Source organism: Vibrio chagasii, from assembly GCF_002954585.1.
GTDB lineage: Bacteria > Pseudomonadota > Gammaproteobacteria > Enterobacterales > Vibrionaceae > Vibrio > Vibrio chagasii_A.
In genome coordinates, this window is sequence record NZ_MSCI01000001.1 from 734,252 (window position 1) to 759,870 (window position 25,619).

Here is a 25,619-nt window from a genome sequence, read left to right on the forward strand (position 1 = left end):
AGGGAGCTTTACAAGATTTTACGTTAGATGGGTGTCAGGTGCCTATCAAGTTACAGACACGCTGTGTTCATTTTGAATGGGTGTCTATTTACGCCACATATACACAAACTGATCGTTTTGCGAGGTAATTTCAAAACCAAATCGGAGATACAACTCCCCAACGCGGTTACCTTGCAGATAACACAACTCTACTGGCTTATTAAGCTTTGAAGCGTGGGCTAAACAATCCGTCAAAACTTGGCTTCCAATCCCCTTGCCATGATATTCAGGCAGCAAGAAAAATCGACAAAAGTAGAAGTGGTCACCTTTGTCTTGCAGCAACACACTTCCAATGGCTTTGCCTTGAAATTCAATAATCTCAGGTCTTTCTTCTTCCCACTCTTCGGCGTGTATATCTCGCTGGACTTGTTCATCCCAACCAAATACGGCTTTGATCGGTTCGAACTCGGCGGCCTTTTTAAGCTCGAACAGAAATTCATAATCTGATGATTGAGCGGGCCTTGTTGAATACTTCAAAATATCTCCAAAAGTCACTAGGGCGTCTTGCTTAAATAAGGTTTATTTAGGGTCTAGTTGATAACGCAATACTTCGTGTCTATCTTGCTCTGAATAAAATGTACTCAAGAACCTACCACCGCACTTCTCAATCACTTTCTTCGAAGCGATATTGCCACTTTCACAAGTAATGATAGCGCTTTCTGTTAGCGCATGATGTTGTATCCAAGACAACATATAGCTAGCAACACCTCGCCCTCTCGCTTGGGGCAAAGTTTCATAGCCTATGTGTCCGATCACGTCATGGATGTAATCAGTCGTTCCATGACGAACTCGAATTACACCAAGGATCTCGCCACAATCGATACAAAAGTAGGTAGAGGCTGGAGTCCAACCTTCTGGCAAGCCTTCACCTTTAGAATAATCAATACGTCTTTTTAAATAGGCATCACTGCTATCAGAAATACCAGTGTAGATATCAAGCCCATCTTCAACGCAAGCATTCACATAATGATGAAAGGCCGTTGAATGCGATAAATCGGCTTTGACTATATCCATGTCGTCTTCACTCCTACTTAACGCTTGTCTGACTGTACGCTGAGGCTAAGCTAAACGCATGAAGTATTCTTGATGTCCTGTATGTTCATCAGTTCGTTCGCGAACAATTTCAAAGCCTTGGGAAAGGTAAAATCCAATACTTGCTTGATTCTCTTTGTACACACTCAAAGACAAATTCGGGCGCTGCAGCTTGGCATGGGTCATGAGTTGTTTTCCGATACCATACCCCTGCTCTGTTGGGTTCACAAAGATCGCAGCTAATACCCCCTCATGGAGCGAATAAAAACCACGAACTTGGCCACCGTTCAGATAAACATAGGTTTGTGATGCGGGAAGGTAGATATTACGCATATTGCACACTTGTGACTTCCAAAACTCAGGCGCTATAAAATCATGCGCCTTTATGGAAGCCTCAAGCCAAATATCTAAAACGGCATCAATGTCGGCTGCTCTGTATTCTCTAATCATTAACTTTTTTACCTAGTGTCATTAATCTTCTAGAGAGTATGCCGAGAAAGCTAAGTGAAGCATTGAACATTTACGACAATCGCACAAAACATAGATTACTGTTTTTTCACGTACTTCGCGGTCACTAACATTTCACCGCCACCATCCAGTTTGCAATCTAACTGATGGTCTTTACCTTCGTTGATGCGGCGAATCACAGCTTTGGTACCAATTTTTAGCACGCTAGAACTGCCTTTGACTTTTAAATCTTTGATGAAGGTGACTTTGTCGCCAGTCTCTAACACAACGCCATTGACATCTTTCACTCGCGCAGCTTCTCTTTCCAAGCGTTCTTCTTCTGGATTCCACTCATAAGCACACTCAGGGCAGATTAAGTTGTTTTGGTCTGGATAAACATATTCAGACTGACATTGCGGGCAAGGAGGTAAAGACATACGTTACTACTTCATTTAAATGGAATTTATGTTCAATCTTAATGGCTCTTTCCAAGGTTGGCGAGCATAAATCGAATCAATTGCATCAAGATGAGTTGGTGGTAAGAAAGAGCGGCTCCAAAACGAACAAACACAGCAGTGAGCTGTGTTTGTTTAGAGGGTTCCGATAAGTAAAGCGTCTTAACGTTCGACTTTTGGGGAGTAAATGGAATACGCCGTGATTTGCCCAGCTACGATCGCCGAGAACATAAATAGCGCCGATAAGCCGATGCTCGGAATCGGCAAAATAGACTGCTCAAATACTGATTGACTGGCACTCACTAGAACACGGCTACCCGGAACTAAGATAATGATTCCTTGCACAATATAGATAGCGCCAGTTAAATCCATTTTCTTCGCAATCCAAGTACCGTATAAAGTGATCAATACCGTAGTTACCCAGGTACCAACAACCCAACCACTATCAAAACCTAGATAGAATGGTCCCCACATCCCCAATACTGCAACTGGCAACCCTAACAAAATATCCATAGGTCTTGCATTGAACATTACACCCAATGATGCAGAGATGAGCACTAATCCAGAAATATGCATCCAAGTCGGCACAGCATTGGTGTAATCAATGGATACCGCTTGCCCCCACACAGCCTCACCAATATTGAGCCCCATGATGATGCCGACAAACAATTTTATCAGTGTTAAGGCACTCTGACCTAGTAAACTGGTACCAGAGACTAAATCGTTAAAAGCCAAACACTCTAATGCATTAGCTATAGATAACCCGGGGACAAACAAAACGATCGAGGCAATACACAACGCCCATACCGGAATTGGTAGCCCTGTGCTTGCCAAGAATGCCACAGCAATACCGGTTAACAGTGCAGAGATGAATTCAACCGCAATCGCGCGGCGTGAATGAAGAATTTGCTGACATACCCAAACCATCAAGCCAAGTAGCGCAGAAAAGCCTACAGCTTCCAAAGTACTGCCGACCAGCATTAGATACGCTGGTGGAATCCCCATATTAGCCAGTGCAATAACCCATTTAGAGTAACCCACTGGCTCTGGGACTGGTTCACTGCTTGGTTGATTAATACGAATGATGGTATTTGCCAACAAACTCAGGTTGATTGAAGCTGGCTTTAGACGTTTGAGAATAACGGCATTGTTATCGTCTGGAAATTGATAATTAATCGCGGTCGGTGTTGCTTGAATCATTACATCTACACCATGCTTTTTAGCATAATACTGTGTATATTTTTCAAGCTTATAAGGGGCACAGCCACTGCGGTGAAGTGTATCGCCAATTTCAACTATTTTGTTAATTCGGTACTGAGAAGGCATGGGTATTTTAGGGGAAACAAAATGTGCGGCAAATGTACCAGACGATAGACGTAATGACGAGGTTTTTGCGTAATTTATCAACTGGGTTGGTCGCTTTTTCTCCAAACACTGAAAAGTACGAATGAATCTACTTATTTAGAATTAAGCCTATGAATAATAAGAATTGTTCACAAGTTAAATCTATGCATCCATATTGTTACAAACAGACCGTTAAGTCTGCTCAAAAACCCCGCGTGTGTTAACGAGGTTACTCATAAAATTCAGGTTAAATACTGAACAAAGAGCAAACGACGCGGCGGTTTATAAACCAAGATTAAAATTCATCCAAAACTAGCGTTAGTCATGACATTTAAGAACAGAGCGCTTAATGAGAGCTTAGTCACACTTTATGCAACCACGAAACACCAAACGTGATTGAAAAACTAGCGGAGTGGTGGTTATGCGAGCACTTGGAATAAAAATGGAAGAAAAAGGTTTCGTTTTCAGTTAGATGTGGCATTATCAAACTCGTTAAGACGATGTGCGTGCATCGTATAATGGCTATTACCTCAGCCTTCCAAGCTGATGATGCGGGTTCGATTCCCGCTGCACGCTCCAAGTCTTCTTTATGCCTCAGTCTTACCCTTAAGACAGTGTGCGTGCATCGTATAATGGCTATTACCTCAGCCTTCCAAGCTGATGATGCGGGTTCGATTCCCGCTGCACGCTCCAACTCAAGTTTATCGTTTACTCCCTCAGATCAAACTCAATCTTCAAAGATAATTGTAATACTTTGACTTAACCCTCTAACTGCTTAAATCACCTTTAGTTTCCCTTTTACGACTCTTATTGTTTCTCGGAATTGTTCTAGTTTTATAATCTCGGTCAATGTTAAAATCCTTCATTATGTTAATGTGCGCTCAACTAGAAACAACCATAAAATAATAAAAATGTTCAAAAGCAATGAGTTAACTATCAATATTGAGACAATCAATATCGCCCTGTCCAAAGTCGAAAACGCGAACAAGATTCAACTTAATACGTTGAAGGGTTATGTGATCAGTGAGCCTGAGCAAGCTATTCTAGCGTTTCGTTCTTTGAGTGAAGTGGAGTCTATCGACGACAAACTTAAAAGAATCATGTCAGATCTCCCTCATCTAAGTGGCGAAGCGCAGCACCTATTGGAAACATCGATTCTTTTACAGTAATGAGAAAGGAAGATAAGTCTCAACTAACGCACAGGTATGAGTTAAGACTTATCTTTAATTTCCTAGCCCGATTGAATTTTTAATCCAACCAAGAACTAATAATTAGCATTTAAAGCGTTACACTTTTCACCATACCTGCTTCTGCGTGCCCTGGAATATTACAGGCAAATTCTACGTGATTGTCTCCATGGAAATGCCAAAGCATCTGCTTCGCTTTACCCGGTTTTACTGTCACTGTGCTTCCAGAGTCATGAGTATGATAACCCATATTTTTCATCATTTCACGATGCTCTAGCTGCTCTGCGGCAGAACCAATCGAGAATTCGTGATCGATCTTGCCTGTGTTCATCACAACGAACTGCACCACATCGTTCGGCTCAATTTCGATCTTGTTCTTAAAGGTGATTTTCATGTCATCACTCAGTAAAACATGAACCACTTTATCCGGTTTTGCACCCGTCGCAGGCATGCCTACTTCAGACATACCGTCCATGTTCATCATCATTGAATGATCCATCTTTCCACCTTTCATCATGCTGTGATTCATCTTTGAATGCTCCATTTCTCCGCTCTTCATCATCGAGTGATCCATACCTGAGTGGTCCATCTTCGAATGATCCATTGCAGCAAATGCTGTTGAAGCGGTGATTGTTAGGGCGATAGTAATTAGCGTCTTTTTCATGGTCTTTCCTTAAATTGATTCTGTTTATTTTGCTGGTTTCACATGTTCATCTGGTGTGCCCTTACCTACTCCTATCTCGCAAATAAGGGCTTTTATAATCAGTACGTTACTTACTTCTCTCGCTTTGGCTCTGAGTGACCTCGCGCTGCTTCCATAGCTTAAAGATCGCAGGAAGCACCAATAGAGTGAGCAGTAGCGCAGACGCCATTCCTCCAATCATTGGCGCGGCGATTCGCTGCATTACTTCTGAGCCTGTACCTTCTCCGTACATGATTGGGATTAATCCAATGATTACGGTAAGCACTGTCATCATGACTGGACGCACACGAAGCCCTGCCCCTTCACGAATGGCATCAGTGAGATCAGTTTGTTGGAGGGTTTTCTGGTTCTGTTCAGCATCGAGCTTTTTGAAATGCCACGCTTGGTTGAGGTACACCAACATGATTACCCCAATCTCTACCGCAACGCCCGCTAGCGCGATGAAGCCAACACCAACCGCAATGGAGAAGTTGTAATTTAGGTAATGCATCAACCACAAACCACCAACCATGGCTAACGGCAATGTCAGCATGATCACCATCACTTCACCGACACGGCGGAAGCTCAAGTACAGCAACAACATAATGATGGCGATGGTAATAGGCATTACCACACTTAGGCGAACTTTGGCACGTTCCATGTATTCGTATTGACCTGACCATGCGAGTGAGTAACCCGTAGGCAATACAATTTGCTCGGCAACCACTTGCTGCGCTTCTGCCACGTAAGAACCAAGGTCACGACCGTCAATATCCACGAATACCCAACCATTAGGGCGTGCATTCTCGGTTTTGATCATTGGTGGGCCATCTTCATAGCGGATATCCGCGACATCAGAAAGCGCAATACGGGCACCGTTAGGCGTAGCGAGTGGCAAGTTCTGCAGCTTAACGACAGAATCACGGTAATCTTGCGGGTAGCGGACGTTGATAGGGTAACGTTCAAGCCCTTCAACGGTTTCACCGACATTCATTCCGCCCACGGCCGTGGAGATCACCTGCTGCACTTCTTTAATACTTAATCCGTAACGAGCGGCAGAGCGGCGCTTGATGTCTATCGTGACGTAACGACCACCAGCCACACGTTCGGCATACACAGAAGCGGTACCACTCACACCATTTAAGATAGGTTCCAGTTGAGATCCAATATCCTCAATAACGCTCAAGTCAGGTCCTGCTATCTTGATTCCGATTGGCGTTTTAATACCGGTCGCTAACATGTCGATACGTGTCTTGATTGGCATTACCCACGCGTTGGTTAAACCCGGGAACTGAATCAGATTATCGAACTCTTTACGCAGTGACTCTGTAGTGACACCGTCACGCCATTCGTCGAGGGGTTTCAGCTGAATAACCGTTTCAATCATGGTCAGTGGCGCGGGATCGGTTGCTGTCTCAGCTCTACCGATTTTGCCCCATGTAGTTTCAACTTCTGGGATGGTTTTGATTAACTTGTTGGTTTGCTGAAGCAGTTCACGCGCCTTACCTATCGAAATGCCCGGATAAGTCGTCGGCATGTACATCAAGTCACCTTCATCCAAGGGAGGGATGAACTCACTGCCAAGTTTGCTGGTTGGGTAATACGCTGAAGCCATCAAACCCAGTGCAATCACAATCATCACTTTTGGATACTTGAGGCTTAAGTTGAGCAATGGTTTATACATTGCAACTAAGCTGCGGTTCACCGGGTTCTTGTGTTCAGGTAACACCTTTCCACGAATGAAGTAACCCATTAGCACTGGCACAAGCGTGATAGCCAGACCGGCGGCAGCCGCCATTGCATAGGTTTTAGTGAACGCAAGTGGCGAGAACATCTTGCCTTCTTGGCCCTCTAGCGCGAACACTGGAACAAAGCTCAAAGTAATAATGATCAGTGAGAAGAACAGTGGCGCACCCACCTCTTCTGCCGATTTACCAATGACTTGCCAACGGTTTTTATCGGTCAGAGGCGTTCGCTCGATGTGCTTGTGGACATTCTCTATCATTACGATCGCACCATCGACCATCGCACCTATCGCAATAGCGATACCGCCAAGGGACATGATGTTGGCGTTAATACCCTGCCAATGCATAACAATGAACGCACCTAAGATACCGACAGGCAAGCTAAGCGCGATCACCAATGATGAGCGGATGTGGAACAAGAACAGCGCACATACAATCGCGACTACTATGAACTCTTCTGCCAGCTTCTTCCATAAGTTCTCAACCGCAGAATCGATCAAGGTTGAACGGTCATAGGTCGCTACAATTTCGATCCCATCAGGTAAACCAGCTTGTAGCTCTGCAAGTTTACTCTTAACAGAATCAATCACTTCACTGGCATTTTCACCAAAGCGCATCACGATAACGCCACCAACCGCTTCACCTTCACCATTCAGCTCTGATATACCACGACGCATCTGTGGTCCAAGGTTGATGTCAGCAATATCACCCAATAACAGTGGTGTGCCTTTGTCGGTTACTTTTAATGGCAGTGATTGAATATCCTCAATGCTCGTCAGGTAACCTGTTGTGCGAACCATGTGCTCCGCTTCAGCAATCTCAACCACTGAGGCACCTGTTTCTTGGTTACCATCTTGGATTGCCTTGTTCACTTGCTGAAGCGTCAGGTCATAAGCACGTAATTTGGCAGGATCAATCTGTACTTGATACTGCTTCACCATACCACCTACCGTCGCGACTTCAGACACACCTTCAACGGTTTGCAGTTCATACTTCAAAAACCAGTCTTGCAGGCTACGAAGTTCGGCTAAGTCGTGCTTACCGGTTTTGTCTTGTAGAACATAGCTATAAACCCAGCCCACACCGGTTGCATCCGGCCCGAGCGTTGGCTTCGCACTTGGTGGTAAATTAGGTGCAACTTGGCTCAAGTACTCCAACACACGAGACCGCGCCCAATACATATCGGTATCGTCATTGAAGATGATATAGACGTAGGAATCACCAAAGAACGAGTAACCACGAACCGTTTCGGCTCCAGGCACAGCCAACATTGCGGTAGTGAATGGATACGTTACTTGGTCCTCAACGACCTGTGGCGCTTGACCCGGATAACTGGTTTTAATGATCACCTGAACATCAGAGAGATCGGGAATAGCATCAACAGGCGTGTTTTTAACGCTGTATAACCCACCGAAAACGATGGCAACAGTGGCGACCAAAACCAAGAATCGGTTACTGATGGACCAACGAATGATTGCATTGATCATAGTTTGCCCTCACCCGCTTCTAAAGATTTGAGCACATACTCTGAACCTTCCTTTGCCACTAGAAACCGAATGGTTTGACCCTCAGCAAACTCAGATAAATCAATGTCTTCACTGGCTTGGAAGTTCATTTCACCCGCTTTCCAATCCCACTCAGGTACAGGCTTATGATTCACTGTGATCATTCCGAAATCAGGCATTAGCATGGTGATGTTGCCCTTCAACCATACTTCACCTGGCATTTGATGTTCATTAACCTTGTAATCAACCACTTCGTATTGGCCTGACTCCGTTTTCATCATCTCAAAATCAACTACTTGTCCGCGTTTGAGTTGGCTAATGTCCAAGCCTTCTGCGAAGGTAAAGTTCATGACCATGCCCGGCCAATCCCACTCAGGAACAGGTTGGTGATTGATGGTTGCCATGCGACTACCTTGCATGACATCTGCAATTTCACCTGTTGCCCAGGCTGTGTCTTCTTGTTCTTCTACGCCATTGATTCGCGACAAATCCGCTGACTGGCTAGATTCAGAATCCAGCATGAAGTGCGCTGAAGTGACAATCCATTCGTCTTGCGTGAGCCCTTGCAACACCTCGATCTTGCCACCCGCTTCACGCCCTACTTCAATGCGTGCCGAACGGTATTTACCTTCGCCTTCAGACAACACAACACGAGTCATGCCACCAGAATGGATAACCGAAGATCTTGGGATGGTAAGAACTTGGTCGTCACTGATGGGTTTCAGTGCAATATTGGCGAACATGTTAGGTTTGAGCTCGTCATTTGGGTTCGAGAACTTTAAACGGACACGCAAGGTTCGTGTTTTAGGGTCAAGGATCGGGTACACATAGTCGACAGTTCCCTGCCATTCTTTACCGGGAATCGCATCGAGTGTCATCTCGGCATTACTGCCTGTCGATATCCAATGCGCTTGACGTTCAAACACTTCGGCATCGACCCACACTTCGCCTAGTGGCCCCGCACTGATTACCGCTTGTGCAGGAGAAAGATAACCACCTTCACGAATGTTGAGACTAGCAATAACACCATCAGCAGGCGCTTTGATTTCAATGGTTTGTGAAGCCTTGCCTTGGCGAGTGATAGATCGAATCTGGGCTTTATCAACGCCTAAGGTAATCAAGCGTTCAGTCGATCCTTTAATCAGTCCTTTGCGACCGGTTTTGTAGGCACTCAGCAACTCTTCTTGCGCCTTAACAAGTTCAGGGGAATAAAGCGTGAACAGTACATCGCCTTTGTTGACCTTCTCACCAACCGCATTGATATACAGCTTTTCAACCCAACCTGCAGCGCGAACGTTGGTTTGCCATAATGCACTCTCGTCGAATGCCACATAACCTACGGTTTCAATGCGTGGCGACAAAGCTTCCAACTCAACCTTTGCTGTTTTTACGCCGAGGTTGTTCTCTACTGACGGGTCAATAAATACAGTGCCAGCTTTGTCTGAACCACCACTTAAGTCATCGGCGTATACAGGAATCAAATCCATGCCCATCGGAGATTTACCTGGCTTGTCACGCTGATAATTTGGATCCATCGGTGCAACCCAATACAAGGGGTCATCGCTCGCCTGTGAGGACGAATTTCCCTCAATCGCCCCCGCTATTGCTGACATATCGTGTGTCTGGTTAATTAGAAAATGATTCACACCAAAGCCTAATGCGCCACCGACCAACAATGCGATTGTTGCTACTTTTACTGATTTCATTATTCGTTCCTTATTGATGGTTTGTCGCAGTTAGTTGCGGTTGCTCAACCTGATAATCAAAGCCACTCAAGAGTGACGCGAGCTTGCTATTCACGATATTGAGATCAGTAATCAAACGCTGTTGCTCTAGCTTCAAAGCAAGCTCATCTGCTGTTGCTGAAATCACATCATTAAACTGTGCCGTGTTGTTTTGATAACCTCTTTCAACCGCACGGATTCGCGCCGATGCCTGAGGTAATAAGGAACTTTGGTAACGCTCTAAGCGCTGGGTGAGATTCGCCTTATCTACCAATAATGCATTCACTTGAGCATTCATTTGAGCAAGTAAGGTGTCTTTTTGAGATTTAGCAGCGCCAACTTGGTGTTGAGCCGCAGACAAGGTTTTGTCTTGTCGATTACCTGTAAATAAAGGGATGTCGACCGTTAGATAAGCACTGACAAGATCAGAAGCAGGTTCACCTGCCATGTTGTTCGCTTGTCGGTGGGCATACATGACTTCTACACCAAACTGAGGTGTGTACGCTTGTTCTGCCAATTCAACTTGTGTCTGATTAGACGAGATAGTCGCGTCCGTGATTTTAACGAGCGGATGCTCCATCAACAGTTGATAGTGTTTAGTTGAATCGAGGTTGGTTGCTAGTTTATTTTCCAACACCGACCGATCAATTTGGTTCGTTGCTTTGAGTGTGCCCTGAGAATCAAGAGTCTGAGAGCTAATCGCTTGAGTCCCTAGCCAATCGGAACCCAACCATTCAGAAAGCTGAGAGATTAAACGACGCTGAACTTGCTGGTTTGCCTGCAGTTTCTCATCAAGTTTGCTGACTTGAAGCTGAGCATTAAGCAGATCTTGCGCTTCGCTTTTGCCAATCGAGTAATTGGTTTGCACGTAGTTCTCTAGTTCAACCAAAAGACGTCGGTTTTCACGCATCACACCTTCTGCGACTTGCTGGTAACCCAACTCAAGCCATAGCTGCGTCATGCTGTTAGCAACAGTCAATTCACGAGCCTCAACTTGAAGAGCGAGGCCATCAGCTTGCTGACTTGCCTTTTTCTGCTGAAGATCAAGCGTATTGCCACGCTCGAATTGCTGCATCAGACCGACCGAAATATTGGTCATCGGGTCTTCGTCGAATTGAAAACTATCGACTGGCAAGCCACCGAATCCGACTTTAAGCTTCGGGTCCATCAGGGTTGCACTCGCCACACCGGTGTCCCTCATCGCTTGCGACTGAGCAAAGTACTGTTTGCGATTGCTGTCTTGGCTCAATGCTATTTCAATCAATGTATTGAGTTGCTGAGACGAGCTTTCTTTATCAACTTGTGTAGAAACAGGAGCCGCAGCCAAAGCACTGCCTGAAATAAAAGCAGAGCTTGAAATAAAAGCAGCAGCAACCACGACACTCGCGTTTATTTCAAACACGGAGTTTGTTGGTTTTATATTCACAATGAATGTCCATATCTAGCGTTAAATAACGCATATAAAAGATTGGCGTATCAGGTTTCTGAGTCTGATATCGCTATGTTTTTAGATATAGATTTATGCGGTGGGTGGGCGTAACAGAGATTGAGCACGTACGACTTTCTGCCCGATAATGACAGATTGAAAACGAGCTAGTGAAGAGACAAATGGATTCGCGGCTTGAACAGCCTGAATTGGATAAGAAGTTACAGAACACACTGAGGCGCAGCAGTCGGCACTCGAACAATGGTTACCCATCATCTGACTGCCGTCTTGGCTCATTGAAGACATATCGCATTGAGCCATCAAATCATGGGCACTCATATTGGAGTGTTCGGCGTGTACTTCTTCACTCATCACATGGCATCCCGCCATTGCGTCGTTAGTCGACGCATCGTTGTGGTAACAAGCCGATTTACCCGAGATCATTTCCATCATCATGATGTCGGTCATCATGGCTGATGAGCTTGAGGCATGGCTAAACATCAACATCGCAATGATGCTAAAAACAGTAATCCAAGTTGTTCGGAATGTGTTTGTCATAGCTAACCTTTAAATTTACAAGAAGACTATAAAGGTTACCCTTAGGGTAAGGTCAACAATAAAAACAAATATTTGATGAATTTGGCAGTGACTACTGAAAACACAAACAAAAAGGGTACTCTATAAGTAATAGGGCGCCCCTTTTTTTGGTAGGGTAAAGTGTTTAACGACTTATGAGTATCATACTCAACCATCGCATTCTTAATTGCCGTTAAGTCATAATCACACAAATACTTGTGTCAATGATTCAAATATCTCTGGTAGTCAGTCGTATATCTTCATTGAGATTAGCTCTTCGATAACAGACTTATCAAAGCGATGTTTAACTAACTTCGCGGGAGAACCACCAACAATACTGTACGGTTCCCCATCTTTGGTTATTACGCTGTTCGCAGCGACAACCGCCCCTTCTCCAATCATCGCGCCCGGCATGATCATGGCACACATCCCTAGCCAAACTCCGTCTTTGATATGAGTATCGCCCTTGCCGATGTAGGCTTCGTCGATTACATCCATAAATGGATACAAAGAGAACCAATCAATTCGGTGAGTGTGATTACCGCCCATAAGGCTCACAACCTCGGCTCCTATGCAGACATAATCCCCGATGTAGAGCTCATCGATTTCCCAACGCGGCTCCCACTGGCGGCTAACCTCATCACCGTGCAGATAACGGACGACTGAACTCTCAAAACCGTTATCCCAACAGTCACTGTAATAGCTGTGTTGACCCTTGATGTGAATATTAGGATTGGTGACGACCTCATGCAGCAGTTCGAATTTAGACCAATGCTTATTTTACATTTCTACCTCTGATTAACTTATTAGTTTTATTCGTTTAAATATCAAAAGATTCGACGTTGAAGATCTAAACATGCACAAACAAGTGCCCCATAGGCAAAAGAAAAACATGAGCCAACACTATAGCACCAGCTCATGTTTAAACTCATGTCTTCAGTAACTACATACGAGCCAACTGTACTTTTCTATCTTTATTTACCACACAGAAGTTTCCACGCTTAGTACGACACTTAGAACATCTCTCACACTCAACTGGCCTTCGGTCGCCCTCTTTCCAGCGTTTGATTAGATGAGGTTCAGATAATAGAGGTCGAGAAAGCGCGAAGTACTCAATACCCGTATTATTGGCGATTTCTTCAATGGCATCAAAATCCGTTAAGCCGCCCACCGTGATAACAGGAATGTCGACGTCTTGGCTGATTGCGTGGCCATATTCATGGAAGTAACCCTCAGCTTGGATAGTAAATCCGTCGTGTGACTCGCCAACCATGGTGTCAGCTTTTCCATGAATGTTGCCAGAAACAACAATGCCATCAAAGCCTACTTCTTCAAGCTTTTTACACACCATACGCGTTTCATCGAAGGTCACACCGCCCTCAAAAAACTCAGAAGCCGTCAGCTTCACCAAGATAGGGAAATCATCACCAACCAACTTACGTGTTGCAGTGTAGATCTCAAGCAAGAATCGCATACGATTTTCTAAGCTACCGCCGTATTCATCTTCACGCTGGTTGTAATAAGGACTCAAGAACTGGTTGATCAGGTACGTGTGAGCAGCATGAATTTCTACACCATCAAAGCCCGACTGTTTCGCTCTTAATGACGCTTTTGCAAACGCATCAACGATGTAGTCAATTTCCTCTTTGGTCATTGCTTTACCCAGTGTTTGAGTCCCTTTTTCAGGAACCTCACTCGGTGCGAAGATCACTCGCTCTCCAAGGTCATACGTGGTTTTCGTACCGCCATAAGCCAATTGCATTACGATTTTAGAGTCGTTGTCATGAACCAGTTGAGTTAGCTTTTTGTATTCATCGATAAACGAGTCGTTATACATACCCATCATGCCAGCATTCGGTTTTTCTTCTTCAACAATGTTCGCGTAACCCGTCACGATCAAGCCAACCTCACCTTGAGCTAGCTCTTCATAGATAGCGTAAAGTTTATCTGTCATATGACCATCTTCAGTCGCCATATTTTCCCACGTTGCACTTCTCATAAAACGGTTCTTCAGTGTCATGGTGCCAATGCGGGTTTCTGCAAACAAAGTACTCAAATCTAATCCTCATTCAATTGTATTACGCCATTGCCCCATCTAGTGCGAGGCTGATTGCGCGGATACTACAGAGAATAAGACAGACAAAACTTAATCTAGATTAAGAGAGCGGCACTCTCATATAAGAAACAGGCAACATTTGCTTTAAATGGAAGTCGTTGAGGACAAAAACAAGAAAAGCCGCTCAGTGAGACTAAACGGCCTTAAAACTTTTCACTAGATGGGAATGCCTTCAGAAAACAATATCAGGCTTTTATCCATACTTAACTGTAGGATCAATACATTGATAGACTTGCCCGATACTCGCGTCATTTGCCAATAGGGTTTCGATAAGGCGAGCCACTTCTTGTCGGTAAATCACGCCATGCACTTCCACGTCTTGAGAAAGCTCACCGTTACCCGTCACTTCACCATCTAGCAAGCCACCGGGACGTAAAATCGTGTACTCCAACGAGCTCGACATTAACCACGCTTCCGCCAACGATTTTTCACGAACGGCAGCGCCAAATCCTTTCTTAGAGCGCTCTGACAAGTATTGCCATGAATCACCGCAACCTAAAGACGTCACCAATACAAAGCGCTTAATGTCATTCATTTCCAGAGCATCAATCACATACCGGTGACCAATATAGTCAACTGGCACATCCGCTCTAAAACTGCCCATACTTGAAATCACCAACGCCGATTTCGGCAACTCAGCCACCGTCTTCTCAACTTGTTGCTTGTCGGTCGCATCGCAGCTCAGTGTTGTTACTCCAAGGATAGCCAAGCGTGGGTTCTTTTCTGGGTTTCTAGCAACCGCGATCACTTCAAAACCTTGTTGATGAAAGTGCTCGACTATTGCTGCGCCTAAGCCACTACCCGCTCCCCATACAACGACTGTACTCATAAATACCTCAAAAGAATCATGTTGTTCCTAATATTAACGACACAATCTAATCGGTTCTTTCGCTCAGATCAATAAATGCGAATAGTTCTCAACATTAAGCATTTATCCATAAACTAACTAATGTTTAACGAGATCCAGTAGAAGCCTTAACAGAGAATAGAGATACTTCGAGATGGCAATGATGCAGCAGAAACACAACAAACGCTGAGTGTAAGTCAGCCTCAACAGGCGGCCTACACTCAACTCTTTATTTGTGTGGAAGCAAAATAAAGATTATTTAAATTCGTAGGTGTAGGAAGCACCGACACTGTTATTTTCACCAAAGTCATCCTCGGCAAAAATAGTGAAGAAATTGAACGACTGTGCATCAGTTAACCTGTAACTTGCCCCTACACTAGTCCAGTAGCCTGAATAGTCATCAGAGCCCATTGAGCCTCCACCAAAGGCCATAATCGACCGCTCGTCAGTAATCGTTTTTAAGCCGAAGGCACCAATATAGCCACCATGTGTAGAGATCGGCATCAACACGTAATCAGAACCAACGTTTTCATCATCGAAAACGGCTACTTCGCCATCGTTATAGCTGTAACCCGCCATAGGAAAGATTTGCCAGCCAAAAGGCTCAATATCAAAGTAACTCAGTGGAACAAATGTCCCGATACTGTAGTTGTTCTTATAAGCATCGTTGTTGTATTCAGAGCGACTAAAGTTAAAGTTGACGATTCCCAAAGGCAATAACCAAGAACCACCAACTCGCCACTCTTCACCGTCAGCATTAACACGATCATTGGTCATTCAACTTGTAGCTAAGCGATGGGTTAATCTGCATTGCGGTTAAAGTGATATCTTCTAACAGCCCCGCTCCAGCCCAATCACTGCCGTAGTCAAGGCTATAACCACCTACTGCGCCTAACGCAATACCAAGGTGTAATTTGTCAGTCACTTGATGAGCGTGGAAGGCGCCAAATGAAGGCATCACTGAGTGAGCTTTACCATCTTGCTTGTCACCGTTATCTTGATATTTCATCTCAAGATCGAACGCCATTGTGTTGATGGTCGTCTTACTTTCGCCCATGTGAGACATGGTTGCAGGGTTTGTCCACATCGCCGCAGCAGAACGAGTGTACACACCATCACCAGCACCTGTAGTACCAGCGTTGGCGACAACAGCCTCTTGTAAAAATAGGCCACTTGCGAACGCATTTAAGCTAGTTAGGATAGCGGTGGCAGCTAGAGAGTAAGTAAAAGTTTTGTTCATCAGGATGCTCATTTAGCCTTAGACATAAAATTGCTCTAAGGTTACCGCAATGCCCTATAAGCAAAGGGAATATCCATTATTCCTGTACAAACGTTATTTGAACTTTCTCGCTAAGTAGGCGCGTGGTTTATCAGGATGAATTTCACGCTGTGCTGCTATCGCTCTGTTCTTGCCTAAAGCGACTTTGATTTGGTACCAAGTCTCGTAGAATAACGCGACACCAGGGCTAGACCACCAAGTTTTGTTGTAGAGCTTCTTATTAGCAGCGACAACATCCGGCGACCGGTTTGCACACTCCAATGCCAAGGCATAAGCTTCCGCGTACGGATCTTCAGCTATTTTTGTGACAAGCCCGTATTCTTTTGCGGTCTCGCTATCGATCACCTTAGCGGTCATTGCCATTTCTAGAGTGTGGTCTTTACGCATCAACTCTCGAAAAGCTATCGCGCCTCCCATATCAGGAATTAAGCCCCACTTGGCTTCTAGGATAGAAAAGTTCGCATCCGGGCTAGCAATTCTAAAGTCTCCCCCGCTCACCAGTTGCAAGCCACCTCCCCAACAGCGACCATGGATCGCAAAGATAACTGGGCATGGAATATCTCGCCAACCAACCGAGAAATACTGCGCGGCATTAGGACGTGTGGGCCACCACTTAAACAAAAGCTTCATCGCACCAGATTTGCTGTTCAGCAGCGACTTCACATCAAGTCCGGAACAAAAGTCAGCCCCATTACCTTTCACAATCACAGCTCGAATTTCCGTGCTCTTTTTAAGCGCCTTAACCATGTCATTAACGCCTTGAAACATATCCATATCAATGGCATTCAGCTTATCTGGGCGATTTAATGCCACCGTCGCAATTTGGTTTTCATCAATGGAACAAGTAATACAAGATAGGCCGGTCATATGGGCTACTCAACTAAGTGGTCAGACCTTATCGTTATACATCTTGTTAACATATGCAAAATTTGCGTATCAAAAACGAGAGCTAGGTTGATCATTTTACGCTCAGGTTGGATAACGCATACGAACTAAAAAGGCAGCGATAGATAACATCAATCACTGCCTTGAATACTGATTTCAGCAGACAAAGCGCCGGGCGTTCACCTACGCTCTCCGAGATTTCAGCAGCAAGAAGATGAAGTAGCTTCCGCCTATGATAGAAACCAACGTGCCTGCCGCAAGCTGAGCTGGGAACACCACCACTTGTCCTAACCAGTCGGCGAATAGCATTAGTGCTGCACCAATCAAAAACGATAAGCTGATCTGCTCTCGAACCAAGCGAGCACCAACCATAGCGGCGATATGTGGAGCCAGTAGACCTACAAAAGTGACCGGCCCCATAGTGGTTGTTACCATCGAACATAAAACCGCGACAATACACAACAGAGCCACATAGGCGATGTTGATATTCAGTCCTCTAGCACTCGCGAACTGACGCCCCGTCGCAATTAACGTCACCCAAGGGCTCAACAGTAATGCAATGCCAATACAAACGGTTGTCACTAAAGCCATGATCGTCGCGGTATCAGGTTCAACACGATACGTAGAGCCAGCCAACCAAGCCAATAAGGTGTATTTTCCCTCGCCGACTCGCGTTAGAGAAAATTGTACTAAAGCCTCCAACACGGCGGTCAATGAGATACCAGTGAGAATGAGAATCGAAGGTGCAAACTGATGCTTTTTACCAAGGAGCAGCAACAAACATAGGGCAATCGCACTGCCCAAAAACGCTACCCACGGGCTTAATGAGTGAATCGAGTATCCCATAAGCAGGCTACTGAAAATCAAGGCTAAAACCGCACCGGCTGACACTCCAAGAATGTCAGGGCTTGCAAGTGGGTTGTAAACCAACCTTTGTAAAATCACACCTGCTACAGCCAGACCGCCACCAGCGAATATTGCGGTTAACATTCTAGGCCAACGAATAGACCATTCAAATGAATCTGGGATAACAAAGTAGCCCATATCAGAAGCAGGCTGTGACATTGTACTCAACGCCAGTAAAGCGAAGATCATCGTACCCACTAAGAAATAAGCCAGAGGTGAAATAGACCGTGGCCCTTTAGGCATCGAGAAGAATAGCTGATCCTGAGCTGACATCTGCTTACGAGCAATAATGATCAAAGCTGGAGCACCAATCACCGCAGTTGCCGTTCCTGTTGGAATCATATCCAATGACCATTGTGCCAAGAAAATCGCCAAGCTATCAGTCACACAAAGTAACAACGCCCCTAGCACGCAGCTGGCGATGAGTTCAGATTTCGCCTTTAAAAAGCCTAGATGTCTCGCTATGTTTGGCGCAATCAAACCAATAAAGCTGATCACGCCCACCGAAGTAATCGACACAGAAACCAGCCATACGCCAATCGCCATCAGTACAAAGAAGGTCGTACCGATATTAAGACCACGTGCAGCAGCTCCCTCTGTACCAATCGAAAGCAGAGTCAGAACCCTTGGAGCCAACAGGAAAATTGAGAAGACTGGCAGTAGTTTAGGCATCAACCAAAACACTTGCTCCCAACCATTCTGACCTAGATCGCCAGCTCCCCAAACAAACAAGTTCTGCGCATACTGATCATTAAGCAGAATAATCGCCGTCGCAAACGCACCGAGCAGTAAGTTAACTGCCATGCCCGCCAAAACAATCGGCAAACCGCTCATATTTTTAATACCAACAATGGAAACGATAAGCCCCATAGAAAGCAGCGCCCCAACCAGCGCAAACCAAACTGAATACTGAGCCACCAACATCGGCGCGACCACATTTAGAATGACCAGACCCAGCCATGCACCTGACGATGTACCTAAGGTAAGCGGAGACATCATGCGATTCTGTGTTAGCTGTTGAAACAGGCTACCTATCGCGCCGAGAGTTCCACCAATCAAAATCGCCATCACCAAACGAGGTAAGTTGACATAGGCTAACGCCATCAACTCAAATGAATCATCGGTCATTCGTTCGAACGAAGCGATGTCGCTAATCTGTGAGATTTGCCGGAACAACTCATCAACGGGACCAAATTCAGACTGGCCTAACCATAAATGAATAAGGGCAGCGAGAAATAGCGCTACCCCCATCATCAAACCACTGAATCTCATTACTGCTCCGCTAGCGTCAACAACGATTGCGCCATGGCTTCAGCGTTATACAAAATCGACATCGCCCCGCCGTAGCTCCAACTTGCCTCCACTGGGCTAAATTGGCCATTGCGCACGAAAGGCATACTCTTCCAAATTGGGGACTGATTTAACTTGTCTTGGTATGGGAAAGGTTCGAAGTAAAGCGCAATACCATTCTTTACCTTCTTAAGCTCAGTCATACGCTTTTGACTGATACCCCACTGGCTCGCAGGAAGCTCCATCGCATTTTCAAAGCCAAGCTGCTCAAGCGCATATTGTGGAATCGAGTTATCACCATAAATGTATACCGAAGTGGTGCTGGCAAAACGGAATGAAGTAACTTTCGGTTTGTCGCCCGGATACGCTTTATCTAGTTCGGCCTTAAGTACAGCAATACGCGCATCCATCGTAGCCAGTTTATTGTTCGCTTGTTCTTCTTTGCCAAGCAATTGAGCTATCTTCTTAAAGTTCTCGATAGCCGCCGCCGCGTTGCTATGCTGCTCACTATAAGTTTGGTAATAAAATACTGGTGCAATTTCAGAGAGTCGCTCTTGCAAATCTTTTTGAGGTGAAGCAATAAGAATCACATCAGGGTTGAGTTTCTTGAGCGCTGAAAAGTTAGGTTCAGTTCGAGTACCGATATCCGCAACCCCCTTAGGAATAGCGGGTTGAACAACCCAATCGGTATACCCTGCAATATCAGGTACTGCGACGGGTTTTACACCGAGTTCAATCACTTGTTCAGCAATGTCCCAGTTCAGCGCTGCTACTCTAACAGGTTGAGCTTCAAGGGTTTTCACTCCTTCGCTGTCTTCAACTTGGTAATCCGCCATCGCATTAAACGATAAGGCGCTCAGCAACAACGAAAATACGAGTGTCTTGTTCAGTTTTGTCACTTTAGAAAAATGGGAGCCTACACGTACTATATTCATGCCTAACCTACTCAATCTAAATTAAATATTTCTTGATAAGAAAAAGCAGCCCAATGTAAGGCTGCTTTTTAAGTGGTATTACTAACTGAATCAGAACTCGTAGTTCACGCTAAGCTCTACAGACTGCTCAGCACCGAACCAGCAGTTAGATTGGTCGTAGCACGCGTAATATTCTTCGTTGAAAATATTGTTCACGGCTAGGTTAGCTGTCGCACCAGATAGTGTGTCGCTTGCTGCTCCTAGGTCATAACCCACCGACAAATCAACAACCGTATAAGACGGAACTTTACCTTGCGTGTTGCTCGCATCCATTTGCATTTCACCCACGTAACGAGCGCCGGCACTGAATCGAGAACCAGCCAACATACCATTAAATATGTTGTAGTTAGCCCACACATTAGCCGTATGCTCAGGCACATAGATCGGTGTCGTACCCTCTAAACCGTTACTAGAGTCTTCAGTGATTTCCATGTCAACATAGGTGTATGCTGCTGCAATATCGAAGCTTTCAGTCGCGAACCAACGTCCTGATAGTTCCGCACCTTGCGATACCACTTCACCCACTTGGATTCTTGGGCCATAAACGTTAGTTGGGTCTGTCATCAACATGTCTTGCTTAACGATATGGAATAGAGAAACCGTCGCTTCTTTCGACATATCATCAGACAGGTATTTCACACCAATCTCTGCTTGTTGAGCATTCTCTGGATCGAATTCGTTACCCGCTTTATCAACACCTGGAGCGGGTTCAAAGCTCGTCGCATAACTTGCGAATGGTGCTAATCCATTATCAAACTGATACAAACCACCTAAACGGTAAGTGAACTGCTTGTGATCGGATTCATGTGCGTAGTAATCACTTTCAGACTTGTAGTGATCGAATCGCGCACCTGCAATCAGCACTAACGCATCCAGACGAATTTGGTCTTGAACGTAGAAACCAAGCTGGCTTGACGTTGTGTCATCTAAGTATTCGCCGGTTTTAGTCACGTCACTACGGTCTAGTAGATCGTTATTCGGATTTAATGGATCAAAGCTGTTAAAGCCGCTGCCATTCGCACTGTAAGATGAGTAGTTAACATTACCGTCTAGATCTTGGTAATCGATACCAAGCAACAAGTTATGCTCTACTGAACCAACATCGACAATACCGCTCAATTGGTTATCAATAACAAACCCTTTAAAGCTCTCATCAGTAGAGTACAAGTAACGGTCAAGCTGATTAGGCGTGCTTGGGTCGTAGCTCACGTGATAAGTGTTCTCTTGGTATAAAGAGGCATCTGTATAACGAGCGTTCTGTAGGAATGTCCAATTGCTATTAAACTCATGGTTGATCTTATAGCCGACCATAAGAACTTCACGCTCAAACTTACTCCAGTTCTTGTCACCCATAGAAACAGATGGATCACTTGCTTTCAGCACATCCAACGGCATTGCCGAGTTGATACCCATTGAAGGGTCATTTTGGTAGTACAGATTGAAGTTGATTAACGTGCTGTCCGTTGCTTGCCAGTCTACAGAAGGAGCAATCAAGTAACGCTCTTCTTCTGCGTTATCAACTTGGCTGTCTTGCTTACGAGCTAGTGCTATCAAACGGTAAGAAAAGTCACTATTGCCGAACTGACCAGTAGTATCAATCGACGCTTCTTGTAGATTACGTGAACCTGTTGCAACACCAACTTTAGTAGACTGCTCCGTTTGTGGTGCTTTAGCGATCATATTGACCATACCACCCGGTGGCATAGCACCATAAAGTACAGAGGTTGGCCCTTTGAAGATCTCTACTTGCTGCATTGCAATCGGGTCAATTTGCGGTTGTAGATTCCAACCATTCAAGAATTGAAGTGACAGACCATCGTAGTAGTTAACATTGTTAGTCGCGAAACCACGGATAGAGTAAGAGTCAAACATTGCTACTGAGCTACCGCGGTTTTCAGTTACAACACCCGGTGCATAACGAAGGGCTTGATTTAAAGATTGAACACCTCGTTGCTCTAACTGTTCTTCATCAATAACGGTAATACCTTGAGGCGTTTCTTCAGGCTCAAGTGCCGACTTAGTCGCGGTATTACGATAGGCTTTACCCATAATCGTAACAGTTTCTACATTCGAATCTGCCGTAGTAACGGTCTCTTCCGCCATGGCTTGCGCTGAAAGTGCAGTCAGCAATGCAACTGCTAGTGATGAATACTTAAAACGAGTGTGAGTGGTCATGATTCCCTCGGTACCAATGCTTATTTGTAAATAATAATAAATCTCATTTGCATTGTATGTATCTATCGATGGGATAATTAACAATTTGGTGCAAGTTCAAAAAGAACTTGGCCTATTTATAACGAAAAAAGGTCAATTGATGATTAAAAACACAATTGACCTTATTGAGTGAATGGCTTTGTAAAGAGTATGCTAGACGCGATATGACTACGATTTAATAATAGGAACCCAGTACTCCATCACTGCATCCGCTGCATGAGTTTGATAACCGAGTGGGTATACTTCAAGCTCATAGCCATCAACACCTCGATAACCAGAACTCGGTAACCAATTGAGTACAAACCAACTCAAAGTATGTCGAAGATTCTCAATCGGACCACAATGTTTCACCACAGCATAGGTTTGCTTTGGAATGTTTAAGACCTCTAGCTTGTCAGAGATAATGCTCGGCAATTGAGGAATTGAAATCTCATCATTCAGTTCAACTCCCGCCCAATAATGAATATTGGTGCCATCAAAACAAGCCTGAGTGAGATCAACCACACCAATGAACTGATAGGCATTGTCATCAGGTAGTGTCACTTCCCCTTCTAAGCGTGACCACAATTGAGGGACTTTCTGTGCAAAATCTTGTGTCAGCGAAAACAGACCACTGATTTCAGAAGTGATCCCTTTCACTAGGAACGATTCTCTTTCCTCAATACGAACTTCAACAAAGCTCTGCGGGCCATTATCAGTGCTGCTCAGCGTGTCAGACACTTGTATCGGTTTACGAAGTCCCGTTCTTTTTCCAGCTTTTCGATACTGACTTGGACTAGAACCAAACATCTGCTTAAACGAACGGCTAAAGCTAATTTCTGAATTGAATCCTAGTTCAAGCGCGATATCGATAACTCGCTCTTTGGTATCTAACAGTTCTTCAGCAGCTTGGCTTAACTTGAGCTCTCTGACGTAGTTCGCCACAGTAAGCCCAGTTTCGGCTTGAAACACTCTTTGCAGCTGCCAACGAGACCAACAGCTCTGTTTCGCAATATCCTCTAAAGATAATGTCGAGCTGAGGTTCGCATGTATATAAGCCAAGACACGGCTGATACGGTCAAATGCAGGTGTGTTCATAGTCACGCTTTTATAATCTCGCTAATGGCAGCAATTAAGTCGATTCAGAATTACTTTTTATCATTTAAAGAGGCTTTTATCACTTAAAAATGACTAAGACGCACTCAATTTATAAATTTAACAATAAGAGTTCTCCGAGGAGATGCTCCATTTTGTATGGTTATCATCGATAAGGTTCGATATGATAACGCAACTGATTATCATTTACTGGTTTAACATGCTTTCCCAGCTGCACAACATTGCCACTCGTCGTAGAGCCCCCTCTCTACACCAGAAAATCTTCGCTTATTCAAAACAGATTACCCCTTATTTAAGCGGCAGTTATGGTTCTCTGAGCAGCAAAAGTATTGCCATAACAAATGATAAAAGCCATATCGAGATAAAGCGCGTTTACGATGGCTTGGCGGAAAATCATTCTGAGGCAGGTAAAGCCTATTGGTTAACCCGAACCTGGGATTTAGTATGCTGGCAGCCAATCTACGTCACCTTCGTTTCTATCTATGGCCTTCATTCATTGCCAGATATCAAGAATATCGGTCAATTCAGGTATAAAGAATTTGTCACAGGATACCGCTTCTTCAATGGTGATCACCAACACGGTACACCAGAAGAACTAATCCCGCATGCGGGTCAAGCCATATTGGAACTCACGGAGTTTTTACGCAGCCAGATTAGCGAGTGGACACGCATTCGCCCGGGGTTTACCAACCATTTGCTCGCAGATCTACTGCTGGGTTGTTTGATCAAACTGCAACAGCGCGAACAAAGCCTGACTAATGAGTACATCACTGAGCAAGCAAGGCTATGGTTAACAGCGTGCCAACTACCAGAGAACCACTTAGACAGCCTCAAAGTCGACGATACAACAGGGTTGCTTAAGCTCGTTAGGGTCAGCTGTTGCTTAGTCTACAAGTGTGACTCTAGAAAATATTGCGACGATTGCCCTAGACACCCAGACAATAAGAAAACCGCTTAACACTATTACTTAATCTTAAAATCCAGGACTGACATGTTTCAGCTTTCAAATATCACAATGGTTCGTAACGAACGCACCATTCTCTCAATTGACGAGCTTTGTATTCCAACAAATGAACTTACGGTCGTTCTTGGTCACAATGGTTCTGGTAAATCGACGCTGGTTAACTTGCTCTCAGGTCAAATGGCACCTGATCACGGCACAGTAAAGCTGGATGGTGCTTCTATCTCTTCTTTCAAAAGCAAAGACTTAGCCAAGAAGGTTGCGTATTTACCTCAAAAGCTCCCTGCTTCGGCAGGCTTAACAGTAGAAGAATTGGTTCGTTTAGGGCGTTTTCCTTGGCGAGGCGCGTTTGGCCGTTGGAACGTTGAAGATCAATCTATTATCCAACAAGCTATGGTTAGAACAGGCGTTGCCGAGTTTTCACAAGCTTTAGCGGACGATTTATCCGGCGGTGAGCGCCAACGAGCGTGGGTTGCGATGTTGCTCGCCCAACAGTCTCCAGTATTGATTCTCGACGAGCCTACATCCGCACTAGATGTTCATCACCAGTTCCAATTGATGGGTTTACTGTCTGAGCTTAATAAAAAAGAAGACGTTGGAATCATCGTCATTCTGCACGACTTGAATCTCGCACTGCGTTACGCGACACACATAGTCGCTCTAAAGAAAGGTAAGATCGCCTTTGAAGGAAGCGCTGATAAGTTGCTTAATGAGCAGGCCTTGTCTGAGCTTTATGAGTCCCCTATCCGACTGATCGACCATCCAGTTCCAGCCAAGACGGCAGCCAGTGAGAAGGTCGCTGTCGTCTGCGAATAGCAGATAGTCTGGGCAAGTTAAGCCAAAGCGTTGAGCATTAAAAAGGCCATTGAAATTCATCATTTCAGTGGCCT

At 44.9% G+C, this 25,619-nt stretch carries 20 protein-coding genes, 2 tRNA genes and 3 pseudogenes; 5 read left to right on the forward strand and 20 right to left on the reverse strand.

Features of this window, described 5'->3' with window-relative positions; genetic code table 11:
- Positions 1 to 84 precede the first annotated feature (84 nt).
- From BTO10_RS03590 to BTO10_RS03610, 5 genes are all read right to left on the reverse strand, one after another.
- A complete protein-coding gene (locus BTO10_RS03590; RefSeq protein ID WP_032553983.1) occupies positions 85 to 516 on the reverse strand; it encodes a GNAT family N-acetyltransferase in 432 nt (143 codons plus the stop codon).
- Positions 517 to 558: 42 nt separating this feature from the next.
- Positions 559 to 1,053, reverse strand: coding sequence for a GNAT family N-acetyltransferase (locus BTO10_RS03595; protein ID WP_004737303.1), 495 nt, complete (start codon positions 1,051 to 1,053; stop codon positions 559 to 561).
- Between the two features lie 45 nt (positions 1,054 to 1,098).
- Complete coding sequence (locus tag BTO10_RS03600; RefSeq protein WP_105023591.1) at positions 1,099 to 1,521, reverse strand: N-acetyltransferase; 423 nt, start codon at positions 1,519 to 1,521, stop codon at positions 1,099 to 1,101.
- Between the two features lie 95 nt (positions 1,522 to 1,616).
- A complete protein-coding gene (locus BTO10_RS03605; protein ID WP_008216181.1) occupies positions 1,617 to 1,955 on the reverse strand; it encodes a zinc ribbon domain-containing protein YjdM in 339 nt (112 codons plus the stop codon).
- A gap of 180 nt (positions 1,956 to 2,135) precedes the next feature.
- Positions 2,136 to 3,299 carry a threonine/serine exporter family protein gene (locus BTO10_RS03610; protein ID WP_004737300.1) on the reverse strand — a complete coding sequence of 388 codons (1,164 nt, stop codon included), beginning with the start codon at positions 3,297 to 3,299 and terminating at the stop codon, positions 2,136 to 2,138.
- A gap of 522 nt (positions 3,300 to 3,821) precedes the next feature.
- Between BTO10_RS03610 and BTO10_RS03615 the strand changes: the two genes are divergently transcribed.
- The 3 genes from BTO10_RS03615 (at position 3,822) to BTO10_RS03625 (ending at position 4,486) form a co-directional block, all read left to right on the forward strand.
- Positions 3,822 to 3,896 (forward strand) — tRNA-Gly (locus tag BTO10_RS03615).
- Between the two features lie 39 nt (positions 3,897 to 3,935).
- Positions 3,936 to 4,010, forward strand: a tRNA-Gly gene (locus BTO10_RS03620).
- A gap of 218 nt (positions 4,011 to 4,228) precedes the next feature.
- Positions 4,229 to 4,486, forward strand: a complete 258-nt coding sequence (locus tag BTO10_RS03625; protein WP_105023592.1) for a hypothetical protein — start codon at positions 4,229 to 4,231, stop codon at positions 4,484 to 4,486.
- Between the two features lie 109 nt (positions 4,487 to 4,595).
- On the opposite strand, the gene copI is transcribed toward BTO10_RS03625, so the two are convergent.
- The 15 genes and pseudogenes from copI to BTO10_RS03700 all read right to left on the reverse strand — a co-directional run bounded on the left by copI (position 4,596) and on the right by BTO10_RS03700 (position 23,750).
- Positions 4,596 to 5,168, reverse strand: a complete 573-nt coding sequence (gene copI / locus BTO10_RS03630; protein WP_105023593.1) for a copper-resistant cuproprotein CopI — start codon at positions 5,166 to 5,168, stop codon at positions 4,596 to 4,598.
- A 106-nt stretch (positions 5,169 to 5,274) separates the two neighbouring features.
- Positions 5,275 to 8,418, reverse strand: coding sequence for an efflux RND transporter permease subunit (locus BTO10_RS03635; protein ID WP_105023594.1), 3,144 nt, complete (start codon positions 8,416 to 8,418; stop codon positions 5,275 to 5,277).
- Positions 8,415 to 10,142: an efflux RND transporter periplasmic adaptor subunit gene (locus BTO10_RS03640; RefSeq protein ID WP_105023595.1), complete on the reverse strand. Its 1,728-nt coding sequence runs from the start codon at positions 10,140 to 10,142 to the stop codon at positions 8,415 to 8,417. The genes BTO10_RS03635 and BTO10_RS03640 overlap by 4 nt, the downstream gene beginning before the upstream one ends.
- 10 nt (positions 10,143 to 10,152) lie before the next feature.
- Positions 10,153 to 11,502: a TolC family protein gene (locus tag BTO10_RS03645; protein ID WP_374955521.1), complete on the reverse strand. Its 1,350-nt coding sequence runs from the start codon at positions 11,500 to 11,502 to the stop codon at positions 10,153 to 10,155.
- A 177-nt stretch (positions 11,503 to 11,679) separates the two neighbouring features.
- On the reverse strand, positions 11,680 to 12,144 hold the full coding sequence (locus BTO10_RS03650) for a hypothetical protein (RefSeq protein WP_105023596.1): 465 nt from the start codon (positions 12,142 to 12,144) through the stop codon (positions 11,680 to 11,682).
- Between the two features lie 173 nt (positions 12,145 to 12,317).
- Positions 12,318 to 12,918 (reverse strand): annotated as a pseudogene (locus tag BTO10_RS03655) (CatB-related O-acetyltransferase); the annotation flags it as partial.
- A gap of 187 nt (positions 12,919 to 13,105) precedes the next feature.
- Entirely contained in the window at positions 13,106 to 14,218 is a 1,113-nt protein-coding gene (locus tag BTO10_RS03660) for an NADH:flavin oxidoreductase (RefSeq protein WP_105023597.1), read from the reverse strand.
- A gap of 253 nt (positions 14,219 to 14,471) precedes the next feature.
- Positions 14,472 to 15,107 carry an SDR family NAD(P)-dependent oxidoreductase gene (locus tag BTO10_RS03665; RefSeq protein WP_105023598.1) on the reverse strand — a complete coding sequence of 212 codons (636 nt, stop codon included), beginning with the start codon at positions 15,105 to 15,107 and terminating at the stop codon, positions 14,472 to 14,474.
- Between the two features lie 273 nt (positions 15,108 to 15,380).
- Positions 15,381 to 15,902: pseudogene (locus tag BTO10_RS03670) on the reverse strand (hypothetical protein); the annotation flags it as partial.
- Positions 15,895 to 16,365 (reverse strand): annotated as a pseudogene (locus BTO10_RS03675) (OmpP1/FadL family transporter); the annotation flags it as partial. The pseudogenes BTO10_RS03670 and BTO10_RS03675, both read right to left, overlap by 8 nt.
- Before the next feature lie 93 nt (positions 16,366 to 16,458).
- Positions 16,459 to 17,271 (reverse strand): crotonase/enoyl-CoA hydratase family protein, encoded by an 813-nt coding sequence (locus BTO10_RS03680; RefSeq protein ID WP_105023600.1) that lies wholly within the window; start codon positions 17,269 to 17,271, stop codon positions 16,459 to 16,461.
- Between the two features lie 201 nt (positions 17,272 to 17,472).
- On the reverse strand, positions 17,473 to 19,467 hold the full coding sequence (fhuB, locus tag BTO10_RS03685; RefSeq protein ID WP_105023601.1) for a Fe(3+)-hydroxamate ABC transporter permease FhuB: 1,995 nt from the start codon (positions 19,465 to 19,467) through the stop codon (positions 17,473 to 17,475).
- Entirely contained in the window at positions 19,467 to 20,420 is a 954-nt protein-coding gene (locus BTO10_RS03690; RefSeq protein WP_105023602.1) for an iron-siderophore ABC transporter substrate-binding protein, read from the reverse strand. Before BTO10_RS03690 ends, fhuB begins: the two co-directional genes overlap by 1 nt.
- A 90-nt stretch (positions 20,421 to 20,510) precedes the next feature.
- On the reverse strand, positions 20,511 to 22,634 hold the full coding sequence (locus BTO10_RS03695) for a TonB-dependent siderophore receptor (RefSeq protein ID WP_004737285.1): 2,124 nt from the start codon (positions 22,632 to 22,634) through the stop codon (positions 20,511 to 20,513).
- Between the two features lie 207 nt (positions 22,635 to 22,841).
- The gene (locus BTO10_RS03700) at positions 22,842 to 23,750 is read right to left on the reverse strand and encodes an AraC family transcriptional regulator (RefSeq protein ID WP_105023603.1); all 909 of its coding nucleotides are present in this window, start codon (positions 23,748 to 23,750) and stop codon (positions 22,842 to 22,844) included.
- Between the two features lie 217 nt (positions 23,751 to 23,967).
- Here BTO10_RS03700 and BTO10_RS03705 point away from each other — a divergent pair, with 217 nt between their 5' ends.
- Together BTO10_RS03705 and BTO10_RS03710 are read left to right on the forward strand one after the other, a co-directional pair.
- Positions 23,968 to 24,726 (forward strand): siderophore ferric iron reductase, encoded by a 759-nt coding sequence (locus tag BTO10_RS03705; protein WP_105024240.1) that lies wholly within the window; start codon positions 23,968 to 23,970, stop codon positions 24,724 to 24,726.
- Positions 24,727 to 24,759: 33 nt separating this feature from the next.
- Entirely contained in the window at positions 24,760 to 25,545 is a 786-nt protein-coding gene (locus BTO10_RS03710; protein WP_105023604.1) for an ABC transporter ATP-binding protein, read from the forward strand.
- The last annotated feature ends 74 nt before the right edge of the window (positions 25,546 to 25,619 follow it).

Bases quoted from the DNA above. Each gene is read 5' to 3' on its own strand.
- BTO10_RS03625 (WP_105023592.1), top strand. From the start codon at position 4,229: ATGTTCAAAAGCAATGAGTTAACTATCAATATTGAGACAATCAATATC.
- BTO10_RS03700 (WP_105023603.1), bottom strand. From the start codon at position 23,750: ATGAACACACCTGCATTTGACCGTATCAGCCGTGTCTTGGCTTATATA.
- BTO10_RS03695 (WP_004737285.1), bottom strand. From the start codon at position 22,634: ATGACCACTCACACTCGTTTTAAGTATTCATCACTAGCAGTTGCATTG.
- BTO10_RS03710 (WP_105023604.1), top strand. From the start codon at position 24,760: ATGTTTCAGCTTTCAAATATCACAATGGTTCGTAACGAACGCACCATT.
- BTO10_RS03650 (WP_105023596.1), bottom strand. From the start codon at position 12,144: ATGACAAACACATTCCGAACAACTTGGATTACTGTTTTTAGCATCATT.
- BTO10_RS03680 (WP_105023600.1), bottom strand. From the start codon at position 17,271: ATGACCGGCCTATCTTGTATTACTTGTTCCATTGATGAAAACCAAATT.
- BTO10_RS03610 (WP_004737300.1), bottom strand. From the start codon at position 3,299: ATGCCTTCTCAGTACCGAATTAACAAAATAGTTGAAATTGGCGATACA.
- copI (WP_105023593.1), bottom strand. From the start codon at position 5,168: ATGAAAAAGACGCTAATTACTATCGCCCTAACAATCACCGCTTCAACA.
- BTO10_RS03605 (WP_008216181.1), bottom strand. From the start codon at position 1,955: ATGTCTTTACCTCCTTGCCCGCAATGTCAGTCTGAATATGTTTATCCA.
- fhuB (WP_105023601.1), bottom strand. From the start codon at position 19,467: ATGAGATTCAGTGGTTTGATGATGGGGGTAGCGCTATTTCTCGCTGCC.
- BTO10_RS03635 (WP_105023594.1), bottom strand. From the start codon at position 8,418: ATGATCAATGCAATCATTCGTTGGTCCATCAGTAACCGATTCTTGGTT.
- BTO10_RS03600 (WP_105023591.1), bottom strand. From the start codon at position 1,521: ATGATTAGAGAATACAGAGCAGCCGACATTGATGCCGTTTTAGATATT.
- BTO10_RS03705 (WP_105024240.1), top strand. From the start codon at position 23,968: ATGCTTTCCCAGCTGCACAACATTGCCACTCGTCGTAGAGCCCCCTCT.
- BTO10_RS03640 (WP_105023595.1), bottom strand. From the start codon at position 10,142: ATGAAATCAGTAAAAGTAGCAACAATCGCATTGTTGGTCGGTGGCGCA.
- BTO10_RS03595 (WP_004737303.1), bottom strand. From the start codon at position 1,053: ATGGATATAGTCAAAGCCGATTTATCGCATTCAACGGCCTTTCATCAT.
- BTO10_RS03665 (WP_105023598.1), bottom strand. From the start codon at position 15,107: ATGAGTACAGTCGTTGTATGGGGAGCGGGTAGTGGCTTAGGCGCAGCA.
- BTO10_RS03690 (WP_105023602.1), bottom strand. From the start codon at position 20,420: ATGAATATAGTACGTGTAGGCTCCCATTTTTCTAAAGTGACAAAACTG.